Source organism: Mesorhizobium sp. B1-1-5, from assembly GCF_006443065.1.
GTDB lineage: Bacteria > Pseudomonadota > Alphaproteobacteria > Rhizobiales > Rhizobiaceae > Mesorhizobium.
This window is the reverse complement of the sequence record NZ_VFWS01000637.1, coordinates 1-1,056: the sequence shown is the minus strand read 5'-3', so window position 1 is coordinate 1,056 and position 1,056 is coordinate 1. Positions and strand designations below refer to the sequence as shown.

General features: G+C 64.2%; 1 protein-coding gene. It reads right to left on the bottom strand.

Features of this window, described 5'->3' with window-relative positions:
- Positions 1–59: 59 nt before the first annotated feature.
- Positions 60–758: a fumarylacetoacetate hydrolase family protein gene (locus FJ980_RS33980; RefSeq protein ID WP_140517182.1), complete on the bottom strand. Its 699-nt coding sequence runs from the start codon at positions 756–758 to the stop codon at positions 60–62.
- Positions 759–1,056: the final 298 nt, after the last annotated feature.

Sequence of the window (1,056 nt, the reverse complement as noted above, 5' to 3'; positions counted from 1 at the left end):
GCACCCGGTAGGAGGTGGAGGAGCGGTAGTAGTTGTGAAGGACGATGTCGCTCATGCACTCACCGATTTGGCTGGCCGATGGTCACTTCGATCGTGCCGATGCCGTCGACGCCGCCGGTCATCGTCTCCCCAGGGTTGACCGCGCCGACGCCGGCCGGCGTGCCGGTGAAGATGAGGTCGCCTGGCTGCAATTCCATGCCTTCGCTGCAGATCGAGACGATGTCGGAGATCGGCCAGATCAACTCGGCGAGGTCGGCGTCCTGCCGGACCTTGCCGTCGACGGCCAGCCAGATACGGCCTTGGCTCGGATGGCCGGATTTTTGCGCGGGAACCAGAGGACCGCACGGCGCGGAGCGGTCGAAAGCCTTCGACCAGTCCCAGGGCCGCGCCGCTTTCTTGGCTTCGTCCTGGAGATCGCGGCGGGTGAGGTCGATGCCGACGGCATAGCCCCAGACATGATCCAGCGCCTGGGCGCGCGGGATGCGGAAGCCCGGCTTGCCGATCGCGGCCACCAGTTCGATCTCATGGTGCAGGTTGGTCGTCAGCGGCGGGTAGGGGATCGTGGCGCCGGAGTCGGCCACCGCATCGGCGGGCTTGGTGAAGAAGAAGGGTGGATCGCGCTCGTCATTGCCGAACTCCCTGATATGCGCGGCGTAGTTGCGCCCGACGCAAAAGATGCGGCGCACCGCAAATCGTTCGTTCGAGCCGGCCACCGCGACCGAGGGCGTTGGCGGAGCGGGGAGGACAAAGGCGGTCATGGTCTGTCTCTGCTGTGGGATGTCGGGGTCGCGGGCACCTTCGGCCGAATTAAGGGGTCGGGCAAGGCGTCGCTTTTCATAAAGCATTGGCTTGCCGGCCCGTATAAGGAATCCGGAGTTTCCATCACTTTCGCGGCGATGCATCCTCCGTTGGGATAGACTATTTGCCAATAAGTCGGCCATGGTCGCGGGATTATGCTGCGGCCGGCAAACCGAAACGAGCCACATGACAGCAGCCACTGACAGCGCCCGGTTCCTGATCATCGACGATCATCCGCTGTTTCGCGAGGCGCTGCAC